This is a genomic window from Leclercia sp. Marseille-Q4284 (assembly GCF_916618945.1).
In the GTDB taxonomy this organism is placed as follows: Bacteria; Pseudomonadota; Gammaproteobacteria; order Enterobacterales; family Enterobacteriaceae; genus Enterobacter; species Enterobacter tamurae.
Window position 1 is genome coordinate 1,673,077 of the sequence record NZ_CAKAKG010000001.1, and the last position, 22,902, is coordinate 1,695,978.

Annotated in this window: 22 protein-coding genes and 1 pseudogene; 15 read left to right on the forward strand and 8 right to left on the reverse strand. The window is 58.3% G+C overall.

From position 1 onward, the window contains the following. Nucleotides 1–191: 191 nt before the first annotated feature. Nucleotides 192–1,253, forward strand: a complete 1,062-nt coding sequence (locus tag LG383_RS07765) for a YncE family protein (RefSeq protein WP_225758748.1) — start codon at nt 192–194, stop codon at nt 1,251–1,253. 97 nt (nt 1,254–1,350) lie between these two features. Here LG383_RS07765 and LG383_RS07770 read toward each other — a convergent pair whose 3' ends face one another. After that, a complete protein-coding gene (locus LG383_RS07770; RefSeq protein ID WP_370635160.1) occupies nt 1,351–1,944 on the reverse strand; it encodes a TetR/AcrR family transcriptional regulator in 594 nt (197 codons plus the stop codon). 118 nt (nt 1,945–2,062) lie between these two features. Here LG383_RS07770 and LG383_RS07775 point away from each other — a divergent pair, with 118 nt between their 5' ends. After that, nucleotides 2,063–2,455: a RidA family protein gene (locus LG383_RS07775; RefSeq protein ID WP_225758750.1), complete on the forward strand. Its 393-nt coding sequence runs from the start codon at nt 2,063–2,065 to the stop codon at nt 2,453–2,455. A 132-nt stretch (nt 2,456–2,587) separates the two neighbouring features. Here LG383_RS07775 and ansP read toward each other — a convergent pair whose 3' ends face one another. The 3 genes from ansP to LG383_RS07790 all read right to left on the reverse strand — a co-directional run bounded on the left by ansP (nt 2,588) and on the right by LG383_RS07790 (nt 6,876). Further along, the gene (gene ansP / locus LG383_RS07780) at nt 2,588–4,084 is read right to left on the reverse strand and encodes an L-asparagine permease (RefSeq protein ID WP_225758751.1); all 1,497 of its coding nucleotides are present in this window, start codon (nt 4,082–4,084) and stop codon (nt 2,588–2,590) included. Between the two features lie 234 nt (nt 4,085–4,318). Continuing rightward, nucleotides 4,319–5,626 carry an HdeD family acid-resistance protein gene (locus LG383_RS07785; RefSeq protein WP_225758752.1) on the reverse strand — a complete coding sequence of 436 codons (1,308 nt, stop codon included), beginning with the start codon at nt 5,624–5,626 and terminating at the stop codon, nt 4,319–4,321. A 2-nt stretch (nt 5,627–5,628) separates the two neighbouring features. Beyond that, nucleotides 5,629–6,876: an MASE1 domain-containing protein gene (locus LG383_RS07790; RefSeq protein ID WP_225758753.1), complete on the reverse strand. Its 1,248-nt coding sequence runs from the start codon at nt 6,874–6,876 to the stop codon at nt 5,629–5,631. Nucleotides 6,877–7,056: 180 nt separating this feature from the next. On the opposite strand from LG383_RS07790, the gene LG383_RS07795 reads away from it, so the two are divergent. Then, nucleotides 7,057–7,671, forward strand: coding sequence for a Fic family protein (locus tag LG383_RS07795; protein WP_225758754.1), 615 nt, complete (start codon nt 7,057–7,059; stop codon nt 7,669–7,671). Here the strand turns inward: LG383_RS07795 and LG383_RS07800 are convergent. Together LG383_RS07800 and LG383_RS07805 are read right to left on the reverse strand one after the other, a co-directional pair. Then, entirely contained in the window at nt 7,668–7,814 is a 147-nt protein-coding gene (locus tag LG383_RS07800) for a hypothetical protein (RefSeq protein ID WP_225758755.1), read from the reverse strand. The genes LG383_RS07795 and LG383_RS07800 overlap by 4 nt on opposite strands. 127 nt (nt 7,815–7,941) lie before the next feature. Continuing rightward, nucleotides 7,942–9,477: a methyl-accepting chemotaxis protein gene (locus LG383_RS07805; RefSeq protein ID WP_225758756.1), complete on the reverse strand. Its 1,536-nt coding sequence runs from the start codon at nt 9,475–9,477 to the stop codon at nt 7,942–7,944. Nucleotides 9,478–9,826: 349 nt separating this feature from the next. Between LG383_RS07805 and LG383_RS07810 the strand changes: the two genes are divergently transcribed. The 10 genes and pseudogenes from LG383_RS07810 (at nt 9,827) to pptA (ending at nt 18,895) form a co-directional block, all read left to right on the forward strand. Beyond that, the gene (locus tag LG383_RS07810; protein WP_106992941.1) at nt 9,827–10,411 is read left to right on the forward strand and encodes an adenylate kinase; all 585 of its coding nucleotides are present in this window, start codon (nt 9,827–9,829) and stop codon (nt 10,409–10,411) included. Nucleotides 10,412–10,476: 65 nt separating this feature from the next. Further along, complete coding sequence (locus tag LG383_RS07815) at nt 10,477–11,472, forward strand: LLM class flavin-dependent oxidoreductase (RefSeq protein WP_225758757.1); 996 nt, start codon at nt 10,477–10,479, stop codon at nt 11,470–11,472. Beyond that, nucleotides 11,469–12,590 carry an amidohydrolase gene (locus LG383_RS07820; RefSeq protein WP_106992939.1) on the forward strand — a complete coding sequence of 374 codons (1,122 nt, stop codon included), beginning with the start codon at nt 11,469–11,471 and terminating at the stop codon, nt 12,588–12,590. The genes LG383_RS07815 and LG383_RS07820 overlap by 4 nt, the downstream gene beginning before the upstream one ends. A gap of 15 nt (nt 12,591–12,605) precedes the next feature. Continuing rightward, nucleotides 12,606–14,866, forward strand: a pseudogene (locus LG383_RS07825) (NtaA/DmoA family FMN-dependent monooxygenase). Nucleotides 14,867–14,875: 9 nt separating this feature from the next. Continuing rightward, nucleotides 14,876–15,385 (forward strand): GNAT family N-acetyltransferase, encoded by a 510-nt coding sequence (locus LG383_RS07830; RefSeq protein ID WP_225758758.1) that lies wholly within the window; start codon nt 14,876–14,878, stop codon nt 15,383–15,385. Nucleotides 15,386–15,394: 9 nt separating this feature from the next. Then, the gene (locus LG383_RS07835; RefSeq protein ID WP_225758759.1) at nt 15,395–16,318 is read left to right on the forward strand and encodes an amino acid ABC transporter permease; all 924 of its coding nucleotides are present in this window, start codon (nt 15,395–15,397) and stop codon (nt 16,316–16,318) included. After that, nucleotides 16,302–17,075 (forward strand): amino acid ABC transporter ATP-binding protein, encoded by a 774-nt coding sequence (locus tag LG383_RS07840; protein ID WP_225758760.1) that lies wholly within the window; start codon nt 16,302–16,304, stop codon nt 17,073–17,075. The genes LG383_RS07835 and LG383_RS07840 overlap by 17 nt, the downstream gene beginning before the upstream one ends. A gap of 9 nt (nt 17,076–17,084) precedes the next feature. Further along, the gene (locus LG383_RS07845; protein WP_225758761.1) at nt 17,085–17,972 is read left to right on the forward strand and encodes a transporter substrate-binding domain-containing protein; all 888 of its coding nucleotides are present in this window, start codon (nt 17,085–17,087) and stop codon (nt 17,970–17,972) included. Nucleotides 17,973–18,011: 39 nt separating this feature from the next. Next, nucleotides 18,012–18,632 carry a glutathione S-transferase family protein gene (locus LG383_RS07850; protein ID WP_106992932.1) on the forward strand — a complete coding sequence of 207 codons (621 nt, stop codon included), beginning with the start codon at nt 18,012–18,014 and terminating at the stop codon, nt 18,630–18,632. A 32-nt stretch (nt 18,633–18,664) separates the two neighbouring features. Continuing rightward, a complete protein-coding gene (gene pptA / locus LG383_RS07855; protein WP_039028695.1) occupies nt 18,665–18,895 on the forward strand; it encodes a tautomerase PptA in 231 nt (76 codons plus the stop codon). Between the two features lie 47 nt (nt 18,896–18,942). Here pptA and LG383_RS07860 read toward each other — a convergent pair whose 3' ends face one another. Next, nucleotides 18,943–19,836 carry an ABC transporter six-transmembrane domain-containing protein gene (locus LG383_RS07860; protein WP_225758762.1) on the reverse strand — a complete coding sequence of 298 codons (894 nt, stop codon included), beginning with the start codon at nt 19,834–19,836 and terminating at the stop codon, nt 18,943–18,945. Between the two features lie 92 nt (nt 19,837–19,928). Between LG383_RS07860 and LG383_RS07865 the strand changes: the two genes are divergently transcribed. Then, on the forward strand, nt 19,929–20,510 hold the full coding sequence (locus LG383_RS07865) for a TetR/AcrR family transcriptional regulator (RefSeq protein ID WP_106992929.1): 582 nt from the start codon (nt 19,929–19,931) through the stop codon (nt 20,508–20,510). A gap of 47 nt (nt 20,511–20,557) precedes the next feature. Here the strand turns inward: LG383_RS07865 and LG383_RS07870 are convergent, their stop codons facing one another. Next, nucleotides 20,558–21,454: a LysR family transcriptional regulator gene (locus LG383_RS07870; RefSeq protein WP_225758763.1), complete on the reverse strand. Its 897-nt coding sequence runs from the start codon at nt 21,452–21,454 to the stop codon at nt 20,558–20,560. Nucleotides 21,455–21,583: 129 nt separating this feature from the next. Between LG383_RS07870 and LG383_RS07875 the strand changes: the two genes are divergently transcribed. Further along, nucleotides 21,584–22,891 carry an MFS transporter gene (locus LG383_RS07875; protein ID WP_225758764.1) on the forward strand — a complete coding sequence of 436 codons (1,308 nt, stop codon included), beginning with the start codon at nt 21,584–21,586 and terminating at the stop codon, nt 22,889–22,891. The last annotated feature ends 11 nt before the right edge of the window (nt 22,892–22,902 follow it).

Consider the following 22,902-nt stretch of genomic DNA (forward strand, 5'->3'; position numbering starts at 1 on the left):
TTGAAAACCATAACAGCACATAGCGTTAAGCAAAGTGTAGGTTAAATCGGCGGATCGTCCTGACACGATCAAGAATTACTCCACATTGCGATAAATAATGATTACTATTCTCATCCATAATCAGGCGAAGCGATGACTTTGCCAGCCGGAAGCGATGTCAGCGATACCATTTACGTTAAAAGGGAGTTGTTATGAATTTACGTCACCTGTGCTCGCCGCGTCTGCGTGGCTCACTGCTGTTAGGTACTCTGCTGGTCGCCGGGACCTTTAATGTTCACGCTGCAGAAGAGATGCTGCGTAAAGCAGTTGGTAAAGGCGCGTATGAGATGGCCGTCAGCCAGCAGGAGAACGCGCTGTGGGTCGCTACCACGCAGAGCCGCAAAACCGATAAGGGTGGGGTGGTTTACCGTCTCGATCCGCTGACGCTGGAAGTGACCCAGGCGATTCATAGCGATCTGAAACCTTTTGGCGCGACCATCAACAACGCTACCCAGACGCTGTGGTTTGGTAACACCACGAACAGCGCGGTGACCGCAATTGATGCCAAAACGGGTGACGTGAAGGGCCGTCTGGTACTTGACGACCGTAAGCGCAGCGAAACCGTTAAACCGCTGCAGCCGCGTGAGCTGGTGGCCGATGACACCACCAATACCGTCTATATCACCGGCATCGGTAAAGAGAGCGTGATTTGGGTAGTGGATGGCGAAACGCTGAAGCTGAAAGAGACCATTACCGGCACCGGTAAGTTCAGCACCGGTCTGGCGCTGGACGCGCAGGCGAAACGTCTGTACACCACCAACGGTGACGGCGAGCTGCTGACCATCGACACCGCGACCCACAAAATCATCGAGCGCAAGAAACTGCAGGACGACGGGAAAGAGCACTTCTACCTGAACCTGAGCCTCGACGTGAAAGGCCAGCGCGCGTTTATTACCGACTCTAAGCAGCCGGAAGTGCTGGTTGTCTCCCTGAAAGATGGCAGCGTCATCAGTAAAGTGGCCGCGCCGGAATCACTGGCAGTGCTGTTTAACCCGGCACGTAATGAAGCCTACGTGACCCACCGCGAGGCGGGCAAGGTGAGCGTGATTGACGCGAAAACCTATAAAGTGAAGAAGACTCTCGACACCCCAACCTTCCCGAACAGCCTGGCGCTCTCCGCCGACGGTAAAACCCTGTTCGTGACCGTGAAGCAGAAGTCTTCCCGCCAGCAGGAAGCCACCCAGCCGGATGATGTGATCCGTATCGCGCTGTAAGGTGAGTGCCGTGCCGGGTGGCGGCTTCGCCTTACCCGGCCTACAACACCACGTAAACCGTAGGCCCGTGCAAGCGCAGCGCCGCCGGGCAAATGTGTTATTCCGGACGCTGGCACAGGCCGCTCGCCAGCTGCGTAAATACCGCAATAATGTCCGGCAGCGCTTTCTGTGGGTCCTGGCTGGCCGCTATCCACAGGGCGGCGCTCATGGCGGCGCTGTTTAACATATAGGCCGCGGCGTCTGCGTCCACCGGTTTTATCACGCCGCGTTCGAGCATCTTGATGATGCTCTGACGGGTCGATTCCAGGCAGCTCAGCTGACCTGGCCATTGGGCGGGATCGCCCAGAAACGCCGGGCCATCAAGCAGAACGATGCGCTGCACCTCCGGATCCAGCGCCATTTTGATATAGGCGACCCCTTCGGCTAACAATCTGTCCCAGTCATCCACCACTCCAGAGGCCTCAGCCTTAGCCCGTTGCGCCATTTCGCCATCAATCTGGTCGACAACTGCCGCGAGAAGTCCCTTTTTATCGCCAAAATTGTGGTACAGCGCCCCACGGGTCAGGCCGACGCTGGCCGTGAGTTCATCCATTGATGCCGCGACAAAGCCCTTTTCGGCAAAGGCTTTACGCGCTGATGCGATCAGTTTTTCGCGGTTCTCTTCCATCGTTTCGCTGCGGCGTTTGGCCATCACAGGTTCTCCATCTTCATTTGACATACGCGGCGTATGTGTGATTAATTTGACATACGCCGCGTATATTAAATCATCCCTACGCGTTTTTCACCCTTAATACAGTACAGGAGACGCTATGATCCAGCGCGAAACGGTTTTCCCTGCCAACCGACATGCTCTTTATGAGGAGCACGGTTATTCTGCCGCGATCCGTTCCGGCGATTTGCTGTTTGTCTCCGGTCAGGTGGGCAGCCGCGCCGATGGCACGCCGGAGCCGGATTTTGCAGCTCAGGTGCAGCTTGCCTTTGATAACCTGAAAGCGACCCTTGCCGCGGCGGGGTGTACGTTCGATGATCTGATTGATGTCACGACCTTCCACACCGATCCGCAAAATCAGTTTGCAACGATCATGGAGGTCAAACAGGCTATTTTCCCGCAGCCGCCTTATCCGAACTGGACCGCCGTCGGCGTGACCTGGCTGGCAGGATTTGATTTCGAAATTAAGGTGATCGCCCGCATTCCGCAGTAACCGTAGGCCCGTGCAAGCGTAGCGCCGCCGGGCAAAAAGGTAGGTGCGGTCTGATGCCCTCACCCCGACCCTCTCCCACAGGGAGAGGGAGCACAGATAAAAAAAACGGTCACCTGAGTGACCGTTTTGCTTTTACCTTGAGGTCTCTTCCACCAGCGGACCATCACGCTTTTCATCGTCCGGATGGACCGGCGCGGTGCTGTGGATCTCATGCACGCGTTTACGCACGCCAAACCAGCCAGCCACCAGCAGGACTGCCAGCAGTGGGATCGTAGCGATGGTGTAAGTGCCGTTCGGGTAGTCGAACGCCATCAGTACCAGCACGCTGAACAGGAACAGGAGGGTCAGCCAGGAGGTGACCGGCGCGCCCGGCATTTTGAAGCTTACGTCAGCCGCGGTACCTTCTTTAATCGCTTTGCGCAGACGCATCTGGCACACCACGATAAAGGCCCAGGAGGCGATAATGCCCAGCGCCGCCACGTTAAGCACGATCTCAAACACCTGCGACGGCACCAGATAGTTCAGGAACACGCCGAAGACGTACACCACCAGGGTCGCCAGAATGCCCGCGTACGGCACCTGCTGCTTGCTCATCTTCGACATAAACTTCGGCGCAGAACCGCCCATCGACATGGAGCGCAGGATACGGCCGGTAGAGTAGAGGCCGGAGTTCAGGCTGGAGAGCGCCGCGGTCAGAACCACGATGTTCATGATGCTGCCCACGTACGGCACGCCCAGCTTCGAGAAGAAGGTAACGAACGGACTCTGACCCGCCTGATAGGCGTTCCACGGCAGGAGCAGAACCAGCAGCACCACGGAGCCGACATAGAACAGGCCGATACGCCAGATCACGCTGTTGATCGCTTTTGGCACCATGTTCTCGGGATCTTTACATTCCCCCGCCGCCGTACCCACCAGCTCGATGGAGGCAAAGGCGAATACCACGCCCTGAATCAGCACCAGCGCAGGCAGCAGGCCGTGCGGGAAGAAACCGCCGTTGTCGGTGATCAGGTGGAAGCCAGTCATGTTGCCGTCCAGCGGTTTACCGGTGCCAAGGAACACCGTACCCACCACCAGGAAGATGACAATCGCCAGTACCTTAACCAGCGCAAACCAGAACTCCATCTCGGCGAACCACTTCACGCCGATCATGTTCATGGTCCCGACAATCGCCAGCGCGCCAAGGGCAAACACCCACTGCGGCACATCGCCAAACGCGCCCCAGTAGTGCATGTACAGGGCCACCGCCGTGATATCCACGATCCCGGTCATCGCCCAGTTAACGAAGTACATCCAGCCCGCAACATAGGCGGCTTTTTCACCGAGGAACTCACGGGCGTAGGAGACGAAGCTGCCGCTGGACGGACGGTGTAATACCAGTTCGCCTAGGGCACGGAGAATGAAGAAGGAGAAGATCCCGCACACCAGATAGACCAGGGCGAGGGCCGGGCCAGCCATCTGCAGGCGGGCGCCTGCACCTAAAAACAGCCCCGTACCGATAGCGCCGCCGATGGCGATCATCTGCACCTGACGGTTGCCCATCGCCTTGTGATAGCCCTCTTCGTGGGCGTTCAGCCAGCGACGTTTCGCGGCCTGATGATCGGCTGCGCTTTTATTGCTTGTTTTCATTGAGTTACCTGTTTACCTGTCAAAATCACTTTCATGATGTCCGTACCCGGCAGTCGCAATACAAACGATTGCTCTTGCGCGGAAATGTGCTGCCTTTCCAGTCATTCTGCGTATGGATAAGGCAAAACATGGCGAAGCATCCTACCTGCAATTAATAATCGACGCAAAAAATAACGGGGCGAAAGTGATGTGTGTCGACGTAAATATCAGGCGCTGGAGATTGGCTGGAAAAGGTTACTGACGACCCGTATCCGCAGCCGTAAACCATCTCTTTTTAATCAGGTGCAGAAGCGACACGTCCGTGGGGTGAACCACCGCATGTAGCGCCCGGGTATAGTCCAGCACCAGCCCGGGTGTCCAGGCCATATTAGTGGCGCGCTTGCGCAGTTGCGCGGCGATCCACAGCTCCGGAATAAACAGCAGCCGCACAAAACCGCCCCGGGAGCAGCGCTCTTTTAAGGCCCCGTCGAGGGCCGCTTCGAGGGCATACGCCACGCTGCTGGAACAGTTGCGCCAGGTCAGATTGTAGGTTTCGGTTTGTCGGTACTGAGTCCAGAAATGGGTTAACGACGCCACATTGAAGGTGGAGAAGTGGATTTTGCGGTCAGACTCGCACCACATATTGGCTTCAAAGCGGTAATCCGGTTGATACTTGCCCGCCACCGTATTCGCTTCTACCGCTTTCAGCAGGTTAAAAAACTCCGAGGGTGAACGGTCGATCTCCGCCGCCGGATAGAGACTGATATAGAGGGCAGGAGGAACCTCCAGCGCCGCATGGCCGGTTGAGATCACCCCGTTGGCGTCTACAGCGGCGATATAGCGGTTGATCACCGGGCGCGGCAGGGTTTGCTGTTTAGCCGAACCTTCCGGGGTCCAGACGTGGACGATCAGCTGATGGCCCGGGGTGTTCGCCACCGCCTGTGGCAGCGTCTCCCGCCCGGCGGTCATTAGCGTCTGCGGGGCGAGAATATCGAACACCGAGCGACCCTGGCGGATCTGGCGCATCCGCAGGGAGAGGATCACCGATTGCAGCCCGCCGGTGAGCATCACCATGCCGATAAACTGCGAGACGGTGCCGTCATGTTCGGTCGGAAAGGGCAGGAACAGGAAAACGGCAAACAGGATCTGTAACACCCCGGACAGCAGGGCCCGACGCCAGTGGGTAAAGCGCACCACCACCGCAGAGGCGATGGTAAACAGGCCGGTGATGAAGTACGCAATCCCGAAGACGATCGCCAGCACCAGGGTGCCATCGTGGCGACCTGACAGGATCAGAATGGCGATTAGCAGGAACACGCCGCCCTTGAAGTAAAAAATGCCGCGCTGAGTCCCTTTGGCCGCCGAGCCCAGGGTGAGCGACACCAGGCTGTCGAGCAGCAGAAACAGGCCAAAGACGTGTAGCGGGAAATGCAATCCGCCCTGCAGGCCATCAATAAAAATGGCCAGCCCCAGCCCGCCCCAGAGCATGCCTGCCACCAAAAAGAAGGGTGCCGCTTTGCGGACAAACGCCGCCCCGGCGAGTAAAAAGGCGATCTGCAGCATGATTAACCCTCCTCCTGCGGCGCGGACTGAAACAGGCTTCCCTGGTCCTCAGACCAGAACGCGACAATCACCGGGCGATCCTTATTGCTCATCATCAGCATATTTCGCTCTGTTAAGGTGATGGGCGGATGGCCTGCAATCGCCAGCGTAAAACGAAACGTCTCTGCAACGGGCTGGTTGTTCGCCACCGCCTGCCAGCGGGCGGTCATCCGGGCCTGCTGTTGCGGATCGGGCACAAGGGCCAGCAGCGCTTCCCGGTGGGTGACCGGGGCTAGCGCGGCGGCGAGAATTGGGTCCGCATGGGGATCCCAGCTCATCCGGCCCGTTTCGGGATCGAGGGAATAGGCCATCGCCCGGGAATGACGACCGGCCGTGCTGTGCATTTTCTGGGCGCGGATAAACACCAGCAGCAGGGCGGCGGCAGAAAGATAAGATTGCGCCAGTAGGACCGACTCTTCCGGCGTCAGACGGGCAAAATAAAAGGGGCCGGTTTCCCGCCAGGAGGCATAGATCACCCCGGCGCTAAACAGGATAAACGCCAGCGACGCCAGCCGATTTCCGCAGATAACGGTAGCGGCAGTCAGCAGAACCAACGGCAGGCAGGCCAGGGCGTAAATCACGGCGACATTGTCGCTGGGGTCGGGCAGGTCGCTGAAGATATACAGGGTCGCCAGCAAGACGGCGAAAACTAAACAGACACCCGCCAGCGACTCACGCCGCGCCACTTTATCAGCCAGGGCCAGCAGACCCATCAGCGGCGGGGTAACAAACAGCGTGCCGGTGACGTTAGCGCTCCAGGCGATCCACAGCCACTGCATCTGCACGCTCCCGGCCAGCAGGGAGAGCCAGCCAACCCCCGCCAGCGCCGCCAGGGCGCTGATGACAATCGTCGAGATCACCCAGGTAACGATCTTATGCAACTGGTCGTAGCCCCGGGAAAAGTAGCGCACGCACCAGGCAATCCCCATCTGGCTGGTGAGCGAAAACAGGGCCAGCACCAGCGAGACGTGAAACGTATGATGAAAGGTCAGCCCCAGCGCCAGGCGGGCGAGGAACAGAATAAACCACAGCGCGAGCCACTGCTTTCGCGTCGCGATCAAAAAGGCGGCGACAGCCACGCCCGAGGGCAGCCAGATAAAAGCCACCCGACTCTCCGGGCCGTCGAGGAATAAGGAGATCCAGCCCAGCAGATAGTAGAGCGCCCCCCAGGCGAGTAACGAGACCGCAAACGTCAGTTTTTCTGCTTTCATCCAGGCTCCCGGCAGCGACCGTCGCTTTAAAAAAGATATGACCTTTTCGCCGGGTTAGCCATTTTGCCGTAGCGATGAATGGTGGTAGATATGATGAACCCGAATCGCTACGCTCGACAGATTTCACGACAGTAAGGCGCAGGGTGCAACGTTAAAACGCGTTAGAGAGGAGGTAACGGCTTGTCAAAATATGAACTTCATTCAGCGGAACAGCGTCACCAGCCTGGCTCTGGCGACTCGGTTCTGGCGAACAAATTAGGGATCATCGATGTCGATGAAATGGAAGCGCTGGAATCGGGCTTGTTGCTGATGCTGTATGAAGAACTGTTCATCGAAGATCAGCCGCTTTCGGGGCTGGCTTTTGAACATATCAGGGTATGGCACCGGAAATGGCTGGGAAATGTGTACGACTGGGCGGGGAAGTTGCGTAATGCAAACCTGACAAAGGACGGTTTTCAGTTCGCCGCAGCCAACAGGATCCCGTTGCTGATTGCTGGCTTCGAGAAGCAATATCTCTCCCGTTCTGGTGAACTAAAAAACCTGACGCGTCCTGAGCTGGTGAGTTATCTGGCCGAATGTCATGTTGAGTTTATTTTGATTCATCCATTCAGGGAAGGTAATGGACGTCTGTCGCGGCTACTCTTCGATATGCTGTCCGTTCTGGCGGGAAAAGGAGTGCTGGATTACAGCTTATGGGACGAGCACAAGCTTTTTTACTTCAAGGCAATTCAGGCTGGTGTCTCAGGCAACTACAGACCCATGATGCAACTGGTAAGCGATATTTTGCCAGATTAGCGGGCGAGACCAACGGCTTTCGCCTGGGCCAGATTTTGTATAAGTTGCTGCTCGATTTTTTGCACAGCAACACCTGTTTCGATCGCGGTTGAGCTGGCAACGGAACGATAAATCTGCGCTTTTGTAATGGTTTTTTTTCTCATGCTACGTATCTCCTGAGCGACTCTGGAAATTCTAGGGAGGAACAGGGCCATTAGCAAGGCTGTTATTACAGTGGCCTTGCTCCTGACACTTAATCGGGGCGAAACGACAATTTCGCCCCGATAGTGATTAGCCGCCAAACACCGCAATCGCCTGCTGCAGGCGGGTGGTGCGCTGGGTAAGGTGGTTGGCCGCCTGGGTGACGTGCTCCACCATCCCGGTGTTGTTATGAGTCATCACTCCGATACGGGAAATGGACTCATTAATCAGGGTCAGCGCCTGGGTCTGCTCCTGAGTGGCGTGGCCGATCTCTTTAATCAGGGCCGACATGTTCAGCACGTTGCCGATCATGGTGGTTAGCTGGGTTTCGGTTTGCTCGACCATATTGACCCCGGCATTGACGCTGGCGACATTCTTCTCGATAAGCGACGCGATCTCCTTCGCCGCCGACGCTGAGTGCTGGGCCAGATTACGCACTTCGGCGGCCACCACCGCAAAACCGCGGCCTGCCTCCCCGGCGCGAGCGGCTTCCACCGCGGCATTCAGCGCCAGGATATTGGTCTGGAAGGCGATACGGTCGATCACCGCGATGATATCGACTATCTGGCCGTTATCCCGCGACACCGACTGCATCACGCCGATGGTCTGCTTCATCACCGCTTCGCCGCTGTAAGCGCTGGCGCTGGTCTGGTCGGCCATGCGGATTGCGTCTTCCGCCGTCTGGGCCGTCTGTTGTACCGCGCTGGCAATCTCTTCCACCGCCGCGGCGGTCTGCTGCAGATCTCCCGAGGTCTCCTCCGAGCGGGCCTGCAGAGCGTCGCCTTCTTTAGCGACCTGCTGACTGATGGCGCGGATGCCGCTGATTTGCGTCCCGACATCATCCACCAGTGAATTCAGGTTTAATCCGGACTGATTAACCAGCCGCATCATCAGGCCAATCTCATCGACCCGATCGAAGTGGTAATAGTCGGTCTTGCGGCCCGAGACGACGCGCTGCATCTGTTTAACAATGGTTTTCACCGGGCGGCAGATCTGGGCATTAAGAAATATCGACAGCAAAATAAACAGCACCGCCAGGCCACCGGACTGCATTATTTCATCAGGAAGTAATAAAGGAAGGGCGAGGGCAACCAGGGCGGTAATACCAAGGGAGTAATTAACCCGTTTTGCAGTGCTGAGTCGTTTGAAAATAGAGAGAAAGGAGAATATACCCCGACGCACCAGCACACCTTTATAAAAGCGATGGCTTTTTAATTCGTTATTTCGTACCCGCTGATAAAGCGCTTCACTGGCATCGACCTCACGACGCTCAGGAATATTCCGCACCGAAATATAACCGGTCAAAGTGTCATTCTGGTAGACCGGTGTAACGTTGGCTCGCACCCAGTAGTGATCCCCGTTGTGGCGGCGGTTCTTTACCAGCCCGGTCCAGCTCTCGCCCTGCTGGAGGGTAAACCACATATCGCCAAACGCCTCCGGAGGCATATCCGGATGGCGGATCACATTATGCGGTTCACCAATAAGATGTTCTTCTTTATAACCACTGGCATCAATAAAGGCCGAGTTCGCATACGTAATATGACTCAGGGTATCGGTGGTCGACATTAAGGTCGACCCTTCGTTAAGCAAATACTCGTTTTGTGTAACGTGATTGTTACGCCTCATGAATAACTCCATGGTGATGTCTGTGTAAAAGAGTAGCCGCCCGATAAAAGAGTCAGGCAAGGTTGGATATTTATTCTGTAATATTACGGCTGGCGTATTCTCCACAAAAAGTAATGAATTAGAAAGCGCCGCAATTAACTATTTTTTCGTATTAATGAATATCCAGGTCATAAAAATGCAATCAGCGGGATGCAGAAAGTAAAGCAGAGGGGAAATAAACCGACTTAAGGCAAATGTTAAGGAAATAATGAATCCGTGGCCTAAACCATACCGCCGAAATCGTGTTTCATTAACAATGATAAAACATTATCATTGTTAGCCCGTTTTCCCCGACTCATCAGGAAATGTGATGAAAATCAACCTGGTTGGTACCAGCGGCAGCGGCAAGAGCACGCTTGCCCGCCGGATCGCCGCCGAACTGGCGCTACCCTGTATCGAAATGGATACCCTGTACTGGCGTCCCGACTGGCAGGGCACCCCGGACGACGTCATGTTCGCAAAGCTGGAGGCGGCGCTCAGCGCCACGCCTGGCTGGGTGCTGGACGGCAACTACAACCGCACCCGTCCGATTAAATGGCGCCACGTCGATCTGGTGGTGTGGGTCGATTACGGTCTGGCCCGCACCCTGCGTCAGGCCGTCACCCGGGCGGTAAAACGCGCCTGGACTCAGCAGGAGCTGTGGCCCGGCACCGGCAATCGGGAGAGCTTTCGCCGCACTTTCTTTAGCCGGGAGTCGATATTACTGTGGACGATCAAGACCTGGCGCAGCAACCGCGCACGCTATGAAGCCGACATGCAGAATCCAGCTTTTGCCCACATCCGCTTCGTGCGCATCACCTCCCGGCAACAGGCCGATGCCCTGATCGCTGAGCTTCGTGCAACGCTGTCATCCGACGCTGTATATCTGAAATCCGGCAAACCAAATGTAAATTAATTGTTTCTCAGCGGTGAAATCGCCCCTTAATAATGGCGACATGTTTAGTCAAACGAGATTGCAACATGTCCTGGCGAATCAGCATTCTGGATAAAAGTCCTGTCGCAGAAAACGAAACGGCCGCCGATGCGCTGGCGCGCACGCTGAGCCTGGCGCAGCAGGCCGAAACCCTGGGTTATCACCGCTTCTGGATTGCCGAACACCACAACACCCCACAGCTGGCGAGCCCGTCACCCGAGCTGCTGATTGCCTGGATCCTCGGGCAGACGAAACGCATTCGCGTCGGCTCTGGCGGGGTAATGCTGCAACACTACAGCCCCTACAAAGTGGCAGAAAACTTCAACCTGCTGGCGGCTATCGCCCCTGGTCGTGTGGATCTGGGCGTCGGCAAAGCGCCGGGCGGCCTGCCGCTCTCGACCCGGGCATTACAGCTCGGCCTCAGCCAGCAGGAGAAGGGCGACTTCGCCTCCCAGCTGGCGCAGCTGAATGGCTGGATCAACCCTACATCACAGGAGGAGGCGGTTCGAGCCACACCGTTACCGCAGGTGGCGGCGGCTGGCTTCCTGCTGGGGGCCAGCGCGGAGAGCGCGCGCCTTGCCGCCAGCCTCGACTGGGACTTTGTTTTTGCCGCCCATCTGAATGGCGACCCGGAACTGCTGCGCGAGGTCATCGGCACCTGGCGCGCCCATAGCGCCCGGGAGGTGATTGTCGCGGTGCAGGCGATTGTGGCACCAACCCAGGCCCAGGCTGATGAGTTGGCGAAATCAGTAGAAGTGTGGGGCGTTGAGCTGGCCAACGGCCAGCGGGTCACCGTGGCCAGCGAAGAGCAGGCTTACGCCTTTGCCCGTCAGGCAGGCAGCGAGCCGCTGCGCATCGCCCGTCGCGCCCAGTCGTTGCTGGCAGGTACCGCCGAGTCGGTGCTCGCACAGCTGGAGGCGCTGCATCAGCAGTGGGGCATCGACGAGTTCATCATTGATACGCCGGTCGCGGAGGGCACCGCCCGGGTGCAATCCCTGCGCCTGCTGGCTCAGGCCCGAGAGCAGAGAGAGGTGGCAGTATGAGCCTCGAACAACAGCTGATCGCCTGGCGCCGCGAGCTGCACCAGAACCCGGAACTCTCCGGGGAGGAAGTCCAAACCACCGCCCGACTGCGTCAGTGGTTAGGCGACGCCGGAATTAAGGTTCTGCCTTACGATCTGGCCACCGGCGTGGTCGCCGAGGTGGGGAAGGGTGATAAACAGATCGCCCTGCGAGCCGATATCGACGCCCTGCCGATCGAGGAGCGCAGCGGCGTAGCCTTTACCTCTCAGCGTCCCGGCGTGATGCACGCCTGCGGCCACGACATCCACACCAGCGTGATCCTCGGCGCGGCCCTGAAGCTGAAAGAACGGGAAGCCTCGCTGAACGGCCGGGTGCGGATCCTGTTCCAGCCCGCGGAGGAGAATTTCGGCGGCGCCAAAAGCCTGGTGCGCGCCGGGGCCCTGCGCGACGTCAGCGCCATCTTCGGTATGCATAACGAACCCGGTCTGCCGGTGGGCAGCTTTGCCACACGCGGCGGACCGTTCTACGCCAACGTCGACCGCTTCGTGTTCCGCATCACTGGCAAAGGGGCGCACGCCGCTCGTCCACATGAAGGCAACGATGCCATCCTGCTCGCCAGCCAGCTGGTCACCGCCCTGCAAAGCGTCGCCAGCCGCAACGTCAATACCCTCGATTCGGTGGTGCTGAGCGTGACCCGCATTACCGGGGGCAACACCTGGAACGTGCTGCCGGAGAGCGTCGAGCTGGAAGGCACCCTCAGAACCCATCGCACCGAAGTGCAGCAGAACGTGAAGGCCCGGGTGGCCGAAATCGCTGCTGGCTTTGCTGCCGCCTTTAACGCGCAGATCGACATCACCTGGTACGCCGGGCCTACCGCGCTGGTTAACGACGCCAACTGGGCCGAGTTTGCCACCTCGGTGGCTAGCGAAAGCGGCTATGAAACCCGGCATGCAGAACTGCATATGGGCGGGGAGGATTTCGCTGTCTACCTGCAGCAGATCCCGGGGGCTTTCGTCAGCATCGGCAGCGCCAGTCAGTATGGCTTACATCATCCGGCCTTTAACCCGGACGAGGCATTAATAGAACCCGCCGCGCGTTACTTCGCCCGACTTGCGGAAAAAGCACTGAATCAACTTTAAGGGTAAGGAGGGAATATGTCCGCACCACGACAACTGCGACTGGGCACGATTTTGCACGGCGCCTCGGGAAATATGTCCGCCTGGCGTCATCCGGCAGCCCCGGCCGATGCCAGCATCAATTTTAACTTCGTCAAAGAGACGGCCCTGAAGGCCGAAGCGGGCAAGCTCGACTTTATCTTTGTCGCCGATGGTCTCTACATCAACGAGAAGTCGATCCCGCATTTTCTCAACCGCTTTGAGCCCCTGACCGTGCTGTCGGCGCTGGCGACCGTCACATCACGGTTGGGGCTGGTGGGGACGCTATCCACCTCCTACAGCGAGCCGTTCACCGTGGCGCGCCAGTTCGCCAGCCTCGATCACCTGAGCAACGGCCGGGCGGGCTGGAACGTGGTGACCTCGCCGCTGGAAGGGTCAGCGAAGAACTTCTCCCGCGACAAGCACCCGGAGCACGCCCTGCGTTACCGCATCGCCGATGAGTATCTCGACGTGGTGAAAGGGCTGTGGGACTCCTGGGAGGGCGACGCCTTTGTGCGTAACAAAGAGACCGGGCAGTTCTTCGACCCTAAAAAGCTGCACACCCTCGATCACCACGGGGATTTCTTCAAGGTGGCCGGGCCGCTGAACATTGGCCGCACGCCGCAGGGCAGGCCAATCGTCTTCCAGGCCGGGGCCTCGGACGACGGCAAAAAGCTGGCGGCGAAACATGCTGACGCCATCTTTACCCACCATGAAACCTACGAAGAAGCCCAGGCCTTCTGGCATGACGTCAAAAGCCAACTGAAACAGCATGGTCGAAGCGAGGACGAGCTGCACATCTTCCAGGGGGTGAGCGTGATCGTCGGAAAAGACGCCGACGACGTGGAGGCGCAGTACCAGACCACTGCCGCGCTGGTCTCCATCAACGATGCCCTGAACTATCTCGGTCGCTATTTTGAGCACCACGATTTCAGCCAGTATCCGCTGGATGAAGCCTTCCCGGACGTTGGCGACCTGGGAAAAAACAGCTTCCGCAGCACCACCGATGAGATCAAGCGTAACGCCCAGGAACGCAACTTAACCCTGCGTCAGGTGGCACTGGAAGCTGCCTCGCCGCGCCCGCGTTTTTCCGGCACCCCGGAACAGGTGGCCGACGGCTTGCAGCAGTGGTTTGAAGGCTATGCCGCAGACGGTTTTATCATCCAGGGCGGCACGCCGGATACCTTCCCGCGCTTCGTGGATCAGGTGGTGCCGCTGTTGCAGGCCCGCGGCCTGTTCCGCACAGAATATCCCGGCACCACCCTGCGTGAGAGCCTGGGATTAGACCAACCAGCAAATCAGTTCACACAACAATAAGAGAACCTGCCATGCAAAAATCATCGCTTATTCTGGCGCTCGCGCTGGCCTTTACCCCTGCCGTCTGGGCAGAGAACGTCAACATTAACGGCACCGGGGTCAGCCTCGAAGCCAACAAAACGCCGATCAATACCGCGAAAAACCCGCAGGCCATCGCCCAGCTTCCCGCGAGCTTTAAGCCGGTGGTGCCGGGGAAATTTACCGTGGCGATTTCTGCGCAGAGCCAGCCGCCGCTGACGGTGTTTGCCGATGACAACAAAACCCTGATCGGCAGCGAGGCCGATATCGCCCGTCTGGTGGCCGACAGCCTCGGGCTGGAGCTGAACGTGGTGCCCACCTCCTGGGAAGACTGGCCGCTGGGTGTCACCTCCGGGAAATACGACGCGGCGATCAGCAACATCACCGTCACCAAAGAGCGCAAACAGAAGTTCGATTTCGCCACCTATCGTAAGGATTCGCTGGGCTTCTACGTGAAATCCACCAGCCCGATTAAGAAACTTGAGAAGGCGGAAGATATCGCCGGTCTGCGGATTATCGTGGGTTCCGGCACCAACCAGGAGGCGATCCTGCTGGCGTGGGATGCAGAAAACCAGAAGAAGGGCCTCAAGCCGTTCACCCCGATCTACACCAAAGATGATGCCGCCCAGACGCTGGCGCTGCAGTCCGGTCGCGCGGACGCCTACTTCGGCCCGAACGTGATTGGTGCGTGGAAAGCGGCCCTCACCGGCAAAACCAAACTGGTGGGCAGCGTTGACGGTGGCTGGCCGAAAGCGGCGCACATCGCCGTGACCCTGAAGAAAGGCAGCGGCCTGGCGGAACCGGTGCAGACCGCCCTCAACGGGGTGATCAAGAACGGCGACTACGACAAGGTGCTGAACCGCTGGGGTGAAGGCGTGGAGCGCATCCCGAGTTCGGAAGTGAATCCGGCTGGCCTGGGCGACTAAGGAGGACTTATGAGCGACCTTTTTCGTGACGTTTCGCCGGAGGATGCCGAACTTCAGCCCATCATCGAGGGGCTGTTCGGGGAATACGCCGCGCGCTACGGTGACTACTTCTCCAAAGATGCTGAGATCGAACTGACCGAGTGGTATCTGGCGCCGCAGGGGCTGTTTATTGTGCTGGAGCGCGATGGGAAAATCATCGCCACCGGGGCCTATAAACCCTTCGATGATCACACCGCCGAGATCAAACGGATCTGGACCGACAAATCTCTGCGTCAGCAGGGACTTGCCGCCCGGGTGGTGCAGGAGCTGGAGCACCGGGCGGTGCTGGCCGGTTACAGCCAGATCTACCTCACCACCGGTTTCCGTCAGCCGGAAGCGGTGCGGCTCTACCTGAGCCAGGGCTACGCGGCGCAATTCGACCTCGACCGCGACCCGGAGGAGTACAGCCAGCCGCCGTTCGACGGGCGGCTGCGCTTCACCAAAACGCTGGTACGCGAAGCGTTCAGTAAATCGGCATGAGGAACGACCATGAACAACGTTGAAACCATCAAAGTGGTCCCGGCGCGCTACCCGCTGCGCACGGTGGGGGCGATTGTGGCGCTGTTTGTGCTGGCGGTTGTCGTACAGTCGGTGGCCTTTAACCCCCGCTGGGAGTGGAGCGTGTTCGCGCGCTGGTTCTTCGACCCGGTGATCCTTGAAGGGGTGGGGCAGACGTTGCTCCTGACCCTGATCGGCACCGCGCTGAGCGTGGTGATCGGCGGCCTGTTAGCCCTGGCCCGGTTGTCGTCCTCGTGGCTGCTGAGCAGCCTCGCCTGGGGCTATATCTGGCTGTTCCGCTCCCTGCCGCTGATTGTGGTCCTGATCATCCTCTACAACTTCTCCTATCTCTACGACACGCTGTCGCTCGGCGTGCCGTTCACCCGCATCACCTGGGGCAGCTTTGAGACCATCAACGTGCTGGGGCAGTTCTCCACCGCGGTGGTCGGGCTGACGCTGGTGCAGAGCGCCTATACCGCAGAAATTATCCGCGGCGGTTTCCTCGGGGTCGATCACGGCCAGTATGAAGCCGCTGCCGCGCTGGGTTTACCGGCCTCGCGCCGTACCCTGCGCATCATCCTGCCTCAGGCGCTGCGCACCATTCTGCCGGCCGGGTTCAACGAAATTATCAGCCTCGCCAAGGGCACGGCGATGGTTTACGTCCTCGCCATGCCGGAGCTGTTCTACACCATCCAGATGATCTACAACCGCACCCAGGAGGTAATCCCGCTCCTGATGGTCGGTGCCGTCTGGTATCTGGTGATCACCACCGTGCTTTCCGCGATCCAGCATCTGGTGGAACGTGCCCTGGCCCGCAGCGAGCGCCGCTCGGCGGTGAACACCACCCGCGCCACCCGCACCCGTTCCGTGACCACCCAAACCACACAGGAGCCTGTCCATGCAAGCCTCTCCTGAAGGACATATTTCCATTACCGGCGTGAGCAAGTTCTTTGGTCGCCACAAGGCGCTGGATAACGTCTCGCTGGAGATCCCGCCGGGTTCAGTGACGGTGATCCTCGGCCCGTCCGGCTCCGGTAAATCGACCCTGCTGCGCACCATTAACCACCTCGAACGCGTGGATGAAGGCTTTATTCAGATTGACGGGGATTACATCGGCTATCGCCGGGAGGGCAACACCCTGTATGAGCTGAAGGAGAAAGCGATCCTCAAACAGCGCATCAACGTCGGGTATGTGTTCCAGAACTTCAACCTGTTCCCGCACCTGACGGTGCTGGAGAACCTGATCGAGGCACCCATTGCCCATAAACAGCTGAGCCGTAAACAAGCCGTCGAACGGGCCTACGATCTGCTCGACGTGGTGGGTCTGCGCGATAAAGCCGACGCCTGGTCCCGGCATCTGTCTGGCGGGCAGCAGCAGCGCATCGCCATTGCCCGCGCCCTGGCCCTGCGCCCACGGGTGATGCTGTTTGATGAACCGACGTCGGCGCTGGATCCCGAGCTGGTGGGTGAGGTGCTGGATGTGATCAAAAAGCTGGCCCGCTCCGGCACTACCCTGGTGGTGGTGACCCATGAGATCGGCTTTGCCCGGGAAGTGGCGGATCAGGTGGTGTTTATGGTCGACGGCAAAATCGTCGAACAGGGGAGCAGCGACGAGGTGCTGAACCGTCCGTCGCATGCGCGAACGCGGCAGTTCCTGTCCAAAGTCCTGTAAGGAGAGAAGATGAAAAAGGGATTACTGGCGTTGTTAGTGGTGGCCTCTGCGAGCCACGCCTCGATTGATTTACAGGCTAACGAGCAGCCGCTGCCGGTGACGGTGGATAAACAGGCGGTGGCGAAGATCCCGGCGAACTACAAGTTTGTCGAACCGGGTACGCTGACCGTCGCCATTTCGGCCCTTAACTCACCGCCGCTGGCGCTGCTGGCCAGCGATAACCGCACCCGCATCGGCAGCGATCCGGATATCGCCCGGCTGCTGGCGGGCAGCCTGGGTTTAAAACTCAAGCTGGTGCCGACGGCGTGGGAGGACTGGCCGCTGGGGATCACCTCCGGGCGTTACGACGTGGCGCTGGTCAACATTGCGGTGACCGAGCAGCGCAAACAGAAGTTTGATTTTGCCACCTATCGCGTCGATAACCTGGCCTTCTCGGTGAAATCCACCAGCGAGGTGCAGTCGATCAACAGCGCTGCCGATCTGTCCGGTAAAAAGGTGATTGTCGGTTCGGGCACTAACCAGGAGCGCATTCTGCTGGGCTGGAATGAGGAGAACAAAACCGCCGGGCGCGAGCCTGCGCTGCCGGTCTACCTGACCGATGACGCCTCGGGCAATCTCTATATCCAGTCCGGTAGGGCGGACGTGTTCTTCGGCCCGCAGTCGGTTTCCGCCTACAAAGAGGCCCTGACCGGCAAAACGCGGGTGGTGGGCTTAGGGCCGAAGAAGGCTTACGTGGCCACCACCACCAAAAAGGGCAACGAGCTGGTGTATGCCCTGCAGGCCGCGCTCGACGGGGCCATCCAGCGGGGTGACTACCAGAAAGTGCTGGCCCGCTGGGGCGAGCAGGGCGAAGCGGTGGCGCAGTCGGAAGTCAACCCGCCCGGGATAACCTACTGAGGCTGCTCTACACTTAAGGCTTTGACCGAGGTATAGCCGATGATCAAAGTCTATGGCGTTCCCGGCTGGGGCTCAGCCATCAGTGAAGTGATGCTGACCCTGGCCGACATTCCGTACCAGTTTATCAACGTCGACGGGTTCGATAAGCCTGGCGAGACGCGTGAGCTGCTGGAAAAACTCAACCCGCTGTGTCAGGTCCCGACCCTCGAGCTGGAGAACGGCGAGATCATGACGGAAACGGCGGCAATTGCGCTGATGATCCTCGATCGTCGGCCCGATCTGGCCCCTCCGCTCGGGAGTAGCGAGCGTCAGCAGTTTCAGCGCCTGCTGATCTGGCTGGTGGCTAACGTCTATCCTACCTTCACCTATGCCGACTACCCGGAACGCTGGGCACCGGATGCCCCGGAACAGCTGCAACACCACTGCCGGGAGTACCGCAAATCGCTCTACCTGTGGCTGGATAATCACCTTAAAGCCACGCCGTACGCCTTTGGCGAGCAGATCACCCTTATCGACTGCTATCTGTGCGTGATGCGTACCTGGGGGCCGCGATCGGACTGGTTTGCCGCCAACACACCAAAGATCACCGCCGTTGCCGATAGCGTGGGCAAGCTCCCGAAACTGCACAAGGTGCTAAAAGACAATGACATACTCTGCTAGTCTGGAATCATTACTCAAAAGGAGCCCTGCCCATGCCACACGTTGATATTAAGTGTTTTCCCCGCGATCTGAACGACGAGCAAAAAACTGCCCTGGCGGCGGATATCGCCGAGGTGATTACGCGCCATCTGAACAGTAAAGATCGCTCTATTTCCGTGGCCCTGAACGAAGTTCAGGAAGCCGACTGGAAAGCGCAGGTCTGGGATACGGAAATTGGCCCGAAGCTGGATGAGCTGATTAAGAAGCCGGGTTATTCGATGTAAAAGCGTAAGTTATCCCCTCATCGTTGCGGTGAGGGGATAAAGACTGATTAAACCGTACTGGTATTAACCCGCTTGCCAATATCTTTCAGCTGCGAGTATTTTTCCAGCAACTGCGGCCCGTCATCCAGACTCATCGCAAACATCCACATGTAGGTCATGACCGAATAGATATGACCGGCATCCAGTCCGCCTTTGAACGACATGGTCAGGATAGTGCTGGCGAACAAAATCGCGGTCACCGTGCCGATGGCTAAATAGCCAAAAGCTTCCCGATCTGACAGTTTAACTCTGAGTCGCGCCAGCACATCGTAGTGCCTGGAGAGCGATATCCTGGAGGCGCTGTTCACAAACGCCACCTCTTTTTCCAGCCGGTCGTTCAGTCTCAGGAATAACGCTTCGTTCCTGCGGGTAAATCCCGGTAAAAACAGGGCAAAGAAGACCAGGATAAGCAGACAGGCGACGCCGGTCCAGAACTGCAGCAGGAGCAACATCACCGCGGCGCCGATGATGGACGCGACAGAGGTCACCAGCACCGGCAGATGTTTCTCGAAGAAATCGACAAATTCACGCGACAGCGCCACGCGGGCAGCAATCGTCGACGAGCTGTGCTGCTCTTCACGTTGCGCAAGGATGACCGGAACCGCCAGTTCGGCATAGATGCGCGCAAAGGTGCGGGTGTCGATACTGCGTCTTGCCGCGCCGATCGCCCACATCACAAACACCATCACCGCATACAGCACGGCATGCAACGCCTGGCCGGAGATGATGGCGTTGATCGCAAACCCCGCCAACAGGGGATAAAGCAGCATGGTGATGTTTTCAGCTGCCACCAGTAAGAAGGTCAGGACGAGTTTTCGGCTATGGCGTTGGCCCAGCAGTTTGAGCGTTTTGACCGCGCTATTTGAGACTGCGGCAGGAGCCGCATTTTTTAAGGTAAGCATACAATTTTCTGTTAAGATAAATTTGAGCGGTTGCTCAAATTTGTAGGGCGAGTCTATTTGAGCACTTGCTCAAAGTCAACGTGGGCGTGTAGATGAAAGAAGCAAAAGAGGCGGTAAAAGCCAGGATTCTGGACGGGGCGATCGCATTATTTCTGGAGAAGGGGATCGCTAACGTCACCACGCGTGAGTTGACCGAGTCGTTAGGGATCTCTCGCAGCCATATTTACCATTACTTCAGCAACTGGCAGGCCCTGTGTATTGCGGCGCTGGATCGTTTTATGCGCGACGAACTGGAGACATTTACCCGTGAGGTGGCGTCCTTACCCTCCACGCAAAAAATGGAGCGCCTGGTCGTCGATTTTTTACCCTTTGAGCCGGATGCCGCCTGGCAGCTGTATGGCTCAACGTGGCAGTTAGCGCTGCATAATGACGTTTACGCTGAATTTGTTGAATCCATCACGCAAGCATGGAACGACATCGTCCGCGGCATTATTGAGGAGGGCGTAGCGAATGGGAGCTTTCGCGAGTGTGACGTCAGCCGCACCACGCGACAGCTGATTTCATTGTTGAATGGTTATGACGAGTTTCTCGGGGTCAGGCCTTCGGCGGAAAAATGCGCCATGGTCGAAGCCGATATCGCCGATTTTATCCAACGATTTATTTATAAGGCGTAGGTCCGTGCTCTCGTAGGCCGGGTAAGGCGTAGCCGCCACCCGGCGATTCACTCATACAGCTCCGGATGCTCCTCCAGCATCCCCAGCATATTATCCCGTATCTCATCCTGCGCCCCGGCCATCCATACCGCCTCCAGCGGCATTCCCATCTTTTCCGCTCCGTTCAGCTTCACAAATTTCACTCCCGGCATCAGATAGCGGCTGCTCCAGGCTGGCACAATCGCCAGCCCAATTCCCGCCGACACCAGATTGATGATGGTCTGCTTCTCGTCCGCCATCTGTGACACTGTCACCTCAATCCCGGCGGTATGAAACAGATTCATGGTCAAATCATGGCTGTGCGGACGGGAACGCCGCTCCGGCAGGATCATCGGCATCCCTTCCAGCTCGGCAATATTGACGGTTTCCCGGTCGGCAAACGGGTGGCTGGCGGGCAGGGCCAGGATCCCCGGCTCATTGCAGAGAAACGCCCGGCCAAACTGGGCGTCGAGCTGGGCGGGAGGGCGAATAAACACCAGATCCAGCCTGCCGCTTTTCAGTTTCGGCAGCAGATGGACGGTCTTATCTTCGAAGAGCTGGATCTCCACCGTCGGGTAGTGCTGGCGGAACAATTGCAACAATCCTGGCAGCAATCCGATGGCCGCGCTGTCGATAGTGCCGACGCGCAACAGCGGCTGTGAGCGGCGTGGATTTTGACGAAATTGCAACATAATCGCGTCGGCATGGGCGAGCAGTTTACGTGCCTCTTCCCGCAGCAATACCCCGTTCTCGGTGAGCGCCACCCGGCGGGTCGAGCGGGTAAACAGCCGGGTGCCAAGTGTCTCTTCTAAAAGACGAATATTCCTTCCCAGGGCAGAGGGCAGCATATCCAGTTTTTGTGCCGCCTGACCGAAATGCAGGGTTTCGGCTACCGCCAGGAAACAGCGCAGGTGTTGTAGTTCCATTTTGGCTCGCTCGCGATTATTGCATTTTTTTGTATAAACCGATGCGCATGATCATGCAAGAAATATCAGCATACTCATCAAGGCAGCCCGACTGCGTACCCTACAAAATAATTATGAGGAACACCTCACATGACCTGCACAATCGAACAACGGGTAATGCGCAAAATCACCTTGCGCATCGTACCCTTCATCATGCTGTTGTATTTCATCGCCTTCCTCGACCGCGTCAACATCGGCTTCGCGGCGCTCACCATGAACGCCGAACTCGGCTTCTCCCCGGCGGTGTTCGGGTTTGGTGCCGGGATCTTCTTCCTCGGCTACTTCCTGTTTGAAGTCCCGTCCAACCTGATCCTGCACAAGGTCGGGGCCCGCATCTGGATTGCCCGGGTGATGATCACCTGGGGGCTGGTCTCCGGCGGGATGGCCTTTGTCCAGGGCACCACCAGCTTCTACACCCTGCGTTTTCTGCTCGGCGTGGCGGAAGCGGGCTTCTTCCCGGGGATCATCCTCTACTTAAGCTACTGGTTCCCGGCGCAAAAGCGCGCCCAGGTGACGGCAATCTTTATGGCGGCGGCACCCATCTCCACTGCGCTCGGCTCGCCGATCTCTGCGGCGCTACTGGAGATGCACGGCCTGATGGGCTTTGCCGGCTGGCAGTGGATGTTTGTCCTCGAAGCGGTGCCTGCAGTGATCCTCGGCGTGGTGGTGCTGTTCTGGCTCACCGACCGCCCGGAAAAAGCGAAATGGCTCAGCGAAGAGGAGCGCGGCTGGCTGATTTCTACCCTGCAACGTGAGCAGGCCGCTAAACAGGGCACGGCGCAGCACAGCGTCTGGAAAGGGTTGCTGGATAAACGCGTCCTTGCCCTGTCGCTGGTCTACTTCGGCACCTCCGCCGGGCTCTATACCCTCGGCATCTGGTCGCCGCAGATCATCAAAACCCTCGGCGTCTCCTCGATGACCGTCGGCCTGCTGAATGCGATCCCGGCGGTGATGGCGGTAGTGGCAATGGTGCTCTGGGCGCGTCATTCGGATAAAACCGGCGAACGTTCGTGGCACGTGATTGCGGCCTGCGTCGTCGCGGCGGCGGGGCTGTTTATGGCGGGTAGCACGGCGAGCATCGTCGGGGTGATCCTCGCCCTGACCATCGTTAACTGCGGCATCAGCGCCTCTAAACCACCCCTGTGGAGCATGCCGACCCTGTTCCTGTCCGGGTCGGCGGCCGCGGCGGGTATCGCCACTATCAACTCACTCGGCAATCTGGGCGGCTTTGTCGGTCCGTTCATGATTGGCCTGATTAAGCAACAGACCGGGAGTTACACCTGGGGGCTGTGGTTTGTCGCCGGGCTGCTGATCCTCTCTTCACTCGTGGTGCTGTGGCTCTCGGCGTCCAGCCGCAAGGCGCAGGCCAACGACACATTAATTCAGTCAAAACATTAATTTAAGGAATA

What these genes read in the sequence shown, in the direction of transcription:
- LG383_RS07870 (WP_225758763.1), bottom strand. Translation starts at nt 21,454, where the DNA reads ATGGAACTACAACACCTGCGCTGTTTCCTGGCGGTAGCCGAAACCCTG.
- LG383_RS07770 (WP_370635160.1), bottom strand. Translation starts at nt 1,944, where the DNA reads ATGGCCAAACGCCGCAGCGAAACGATGGAAGAGAACCGCGAAAAACTG.
- LG383_RS07785 (WP_225758752.1), bottom strand. Translation starts at nt 5,626, where the DNA reads ATGCTGCAGATCGCCTTTTTACTCGCCGGGGCGGCGTTTGTCCGCAAA.
- ansP (WP_225758751.1), bottom strand. Translation starts at nt 4,084, where the DNA reads ATGAAAACAAGCAATAAAAGCGCAGCCGATCATCAGGCCGCGAAACGT.
- LG383_RS07800 (WP_225758755.1), bottom strand. Translation starts at nt 7,814, where the DNA reads ATGAGAAAAAAAACCATTACAAAAGCGCAGATTTATCGTTCCGTTGCC.
- LG383_RS07840 (WP_225758760.1), top strand. Translation starts at nt 16,302, where the DNA reads ATGCAAGCCTCTCCTGAAGGACATATTTCCATTACCGGCGTGAGCAAG.
- pptA (WP_039028695.1), top strand. Translation starts at nt 18,665, where the DNA reads ATGCCACACGTTGATATTAAGTGTTTTCCCCGCGATCTGAACGACGAG.
- LG383_RS07810 (WP_106992941.1), top strand. Translation starts at nt 9,827, where the DNA reads ATGAAAATCAACCTGGTTGGTACCAGCGGCAGCGGCAAGAGCACGCTT.
- LG383_RS07790 (WP_225758753.1), bottom strand. Translation starts at nt 6,876, where the DNA reads ATGAAAGCAGAAAAACTGACGTTTGCGGTCTCGTTACTCGCCTGGGGG.
- LG383_RS07860 (WP_225758762.1), bottom strand. Translation starts at nt 19,836, where the DNA reads ATGCTTACCTTAAAAAATGCGGCTCCTGCCGCAGTCTCAAATAGCGCG.
- LG383_RS07835 (WP_225758759.1), top strand. Translation starts at nt 15,395, where the DNA reads ATGAACAACGTTGAAACCATCAAAGTGGTCCCGGCGCGCTACCCGCTG.
- LG383_RS07865 (WP_106992929.1), top strand. Translation starts at nt 19,929, where the DNA reads ATGAAAGAAGCAAAAGAGGCGGTAAAAGCCAGGATTCTGGACGGGGCG.
- LG383_RS07815 (WP_225758757.1), top strand. Translation starts at nt 10,477, where the DNA reads ATGTCCTGGCGAATCAGCATTCTGGATAAAAGTCCTGTCGCAGAAAAC.
- LG383_RS07875 (WP_225758764.1), top strand. Translation starts at nt 21,584, where the DNA reads ATGACCTGCACAATCGAACAACGGGTAATGCGCAAAATCACCTTGCGC.
- LG383_RS07805 (WP_225758756.1), bottom strand. Translation starts at nt 9,477, where the DNA reads ATGAGGCGTAACAATCACGTTACACAAAACGAGTATTTGCTTAACGAA.
- LG383_RS07845 (WP_225758761.1), top strand. Translation starts at nt 17,085, where the DNA reads ATGAAAAAGGGATTACTGGCGTTGTTAGTGGTGGCCTCTGCGAGCCAC.
- LG383_RS07775 (WP_225758750.1), top strand. Translation starts at nt 2,063, where the DNA reads ATGATCCAGCGCGAAACGGTTTTCCCTGCCAACCGACATGCTCTTTAT.
- LG383_RS07765 (WP_225758748.1), top strand. Translation starts at nt 192, where the DNA reads ATGAATTTACGTCACCTGTGCTCGCCGCGTCTGCGTGGCTCACTGCTG.
- LG383_RS07830 (WP_225758758.1), top strand. Translation starts at nt 14,876, where the DNA reads ATGAGCGACCTTTTTCGTGACGTTTCGCCGGAGGATGCCGAACTTCAG.
- LG383_RS07820 (WP_106992939.1), top strand. Translation starts at nt 11,469, where the DNA reads ATGAGCCTCGAACAACAGCTGATCGCCTGGCGCCGCGAGCTGCACCAG.
- LG383_RS07850 (WP_106992932.1), top strand. Translation starts at nt 18,012, where the DNA reads ATGATCAAAGTCTATGGCGTTCCCGGCTGGGGCTCAGCCATCAGTGAA.